This window comes from Calditrichota bacterium (assembly GCA_014359355.1).
Taxonomy (GTDB): domain Bacteria; phylum Zhuqueibacterota; class Zhuqueibacteria; order JANLFK01; family Oleimicrobiaceae; genus Oleimicrobium.
Genome location: JACIZP010000106.1, coordinates 1 through 3,176 on the forward strand (window position 1 = coordinate 1; position 3,176 = coordinate 3,176).

Consider the following 3,176-nt stretch of genomic DNA (forward strand, 5'->3'; position numbering starts at 1 on the left):
TGCGCCAGATGCAGCACATGGAAAACACTACGCCCTAGCCACGGTGGCCAGACCTACTCGCCGTGCCCCTGCCTTCAGGAGCACTGCCGCGCACTCATTGGCCGTAGCACCCGTCGTGAACACATCGTCGACGAGCATGACTACCTTTCCCCTTACCGTCTCGGGAACGCGCACGGCGAAGGCGCCAGCGACATTTCTCGCCCGTTCAGCAGCACCCAGTTTGGCCTGGGGCGTCGTGTACCGTGTACGCCGCAGCACTCCTGCCTCTACCGGGATGCCACAGATCTTACTCGCCGTACGGGCTAACAGCTCGCTCTGATTGTAGCCACGTTCCCGCTTGCGCGCCGGGTGGAGAGGTACCGGCACCAGCAGATCGGCCGCCGCAAGCGCACCAGCGGCATGAATTGCGCCCCCCAGCGCAAGGCCCAACGGGTGGGCCAGGCATTGATACCCGCGGTACTTGAAAAGGTGGATTACTTCTTGGACCTCAGGCGAGTACTTCCACACCGAAAGGGAAGTCGACAAAGGTGGGGCTGGGCCCACTTTGGCCCTCGCGCCAAAAGCGATCACCGGCTCCGGACACACGGGAAGGCGCAGCCAGCAAGTTGTGCAAAGCACGAATTCATGCAACTCGAGATGGGCTTGGCAGAGCACGCAGTAAGGCGGCAGGATAAAGTCGAGCAGTGGCGCAAAGGCCACCAGCAGTTTTTCTTGCCATGTGACCGCACGCCCCATGGAGTCACCCCCCTGTCTCGCAGCGTTCCCTCCCTTGAGACCCGTGTTGTTCCACTTAGGCGCGAGGAGTTTATTCCCACCCCGTGATCAACTCTCACACTCGCTCATCGCGCCACATAGCACGCGGTGCGAGGCAATATCTCAACTGCCTCGCACCGCCGTCCCTCCCGAACTAGGCGCCGGCTGTCTCGCCAGAGCCCCCGAAGACCATTGGCAGAAGTTACTTCATGAAGTTCCAGACAAAGGAGATGCTGGGCTGCACCCTCTCCTGCGGTTTGTAGACCTTGTTCATGCTATCCCACTCCAACGTCCAAATGTAGTCGCAGAAGAGGATCAAGTACGGCTTGATCTTGTACCCAACCCCGACTTTTGCGACTGAGTGCTTATCCAGCGTGAACACGTCGCGCAGTGTCTCCACGCCAATCTTGTCGTAGGAGGCGCGCAGAGCAATTAAGGGCACGTTGGGCACCTCGGCACCCGCGTGAAGGACGCCGCTCTGCTTCTCGCCATCCAGCCGCTGGAACATGCCGATCAGGCGCACGGTCTTCAAGATCTCGCCGTACAGCTCGCCAAAATAGCCCTTCGTCTCCGCCGTGATGAACCGGAGAGAGTCCACCTTGGTCGCAATCTGCGGATTGTTGGTGTATCCGCTCATCATGTGGCGCTCAACCTCATAGAACGGCCCGAAATAGGTGGGCAAGAACTGCTCGCCCAACCAGCGCCGTTCAAATTTGGCGTGCACGTCGATGAGCCCGAGGAGGTTGCCGAGGTCGGCGCCTATGCCCGCAGCGTAACCGGAACCGTGGTCGATGATCTTGGCATAGTCGGCGTACAGGCTGCTACGGAAGATAGCTGTCTGCACCAGCGGGAGCTCAGCATCGAGGCCGAACTCAGCCACGCCGTCGTCGGTGGCTCGGGAGCCATCTGGGTCAATGTCGGTGATGTAGGAGGCACCAAGGGCAAAGTTCTTGATGATGGGCAGGTTGGTCATCGTCCGCAGGGGACGCACGTAGGCGCGGCCGCCCATGATCTCTGCGCGGCCCAAATTGCTCGTGAAAGACTCAAAGCCCCCGAGGCCAAGGTCGAGGTCAAAGACCAATCCGATCTTGCGCTCGTCGTAATTGACGTCGTTGCAGTAGTAGTTGACGATGAAGCCGTGGCCGAGGCGCGTGCCGTCCAATCCGCCAACTCGAGCGTAGATGGGATCGTATTTCCGTCCGTAGCGGAGGTAACGAATGATGCGGAAGTAGTCGTAGCCGGTGTCCCAGTCCTTGGAGCGGATCTTGCCATTCTCCAAGCTGTACAGCAAATTGAGGTTCAACCCCACACCAATCTTGCCGAAACTCAGTTCCGGCCGCACATTGAAGGCGAGGTAGTTGTCACCATCAATGCTGGCAAACCCCAGTCCGCCGATGAAGATGCCCCCTTGGCCCTGGTAGCCGACACCGCCGTCATACAACTGAGCCACACCCGAGGCGACGCCCAGGCCCACAAAAGCAACCGCCAGGAATAAGACGAGCCGACTTCTGCGCATGGCCATTCCCTCCACTTGTTCGACGCCCACTGCGCCAAAACGCTACGACAATCTACCGAAGAATAGGGACAAAGTCAAGCGTTTTTTGCATCGGCGAGCACCTCAAGTCCGTAAGGGACTGCCACAAAACGCTTGACATTGCCACCGTCTTTTCTTAGTTTGTCATAGACTTCCGCCCCAGGGTGGGCGATTTGGCGTGAGAGAACTTTTTGCCGACAGGGGACAGAAATGCGCGTCTATGATTGCTCAGTACCTTTGCACGAGCGGATGGTCATCTACCCCGGTGATCCGCCGTTCAGGTGCGAGCTTCTATCCGATGTCTCTCAGGGCGAGACGTCGACCGTGCATCAGTTGTTGCTCGGCACGCACACCGGGACCCATGTGGACGCTCCCGCTCATCTGTTTCCGCATGCGCCTACAATCGACCTATTGCCAGTGGAAACGTGGCTGGGGCAAGCGCGCGTGGTTGCGGTCCCCGCGCAGGTTTGCGTCACCGCAGCTGACCTGCGTCACCTCGACCTGAACGGATGCACGCGGCTGTTCATCCGCACAGCGAACTCGCTCCTTTGGGCAAGCCATAAGCACTTTTTCGTCAAGGACCATGTCTACCTCGACGCCGAAGCAGCCGACTATCTTGCCGAGCAAGGTCTCCTCCTGGTCGGGTTCGACTATCTTTCTGTGGACCAGTATGGGGACCCTACGCTCCCTGCGCATCGCCGCCTCCTCGGCCGCGGCATACCCATTGTCGAAAGCCTCGACCTGTCGCAGGTGCGCCCGGGGGACTATCAGTTGGTCTGTGCACCGCTTGCCCTTACCAACACCGAAGCCGCACCGGCCAGGGTCTTCTTGCTCGAAGAGTAAAGGGCGCGGCCTCCCACAGCACGGCCTGTCGACCGCGGTTGCAGCT

The 3,176-nt window shown here is 59.7% G+C and carries 3 protein-coding genes; 1 reads left to right on the plus strand and 2 read right to left on the minus strand.

What is annotated here, in order from left to right; all coding sequences use genetic code 11:
- Window positions 1-27: 27 nt before the first annotated feature.
- A complete protein-coding gene (locus H5U38_04390) occupies window positions 28-735 on the minus strand; it encodes a ComF family protein (protein MBC7186259.1) in 708 nt (235 codons plus the stop codon).
- A gap of 220 nt (window positions 736-955) precedes the next feature.
- Window positions 956-2,269, minus strand: coding sequence for a hypothetical protein (locus H5U38_04395; protein MBC7186260.1), 1,314 nt, complete (start codon window positions 2,267-2,269; stop codon window positions 956-958).
- 228 nt (window positions 2,270-2,497) lie between these two features.
- On the opposite strand from H5U38_04395, the gene H5U38_04400 reads away from it, so the two are divergent.
- Window positions 2,498-3,130, plus strand: coding sequence for a cyclase family protein (locus H5U38_04400; GenBank protein MBC7186261.1), 633 nt, complete (start codon window positions 2,498-2,500; stop codon window positions 3,128-3,130).
- The last annotated feature ends 46 nt before the right edge of the window (window positions 3,131-3,176 follow it).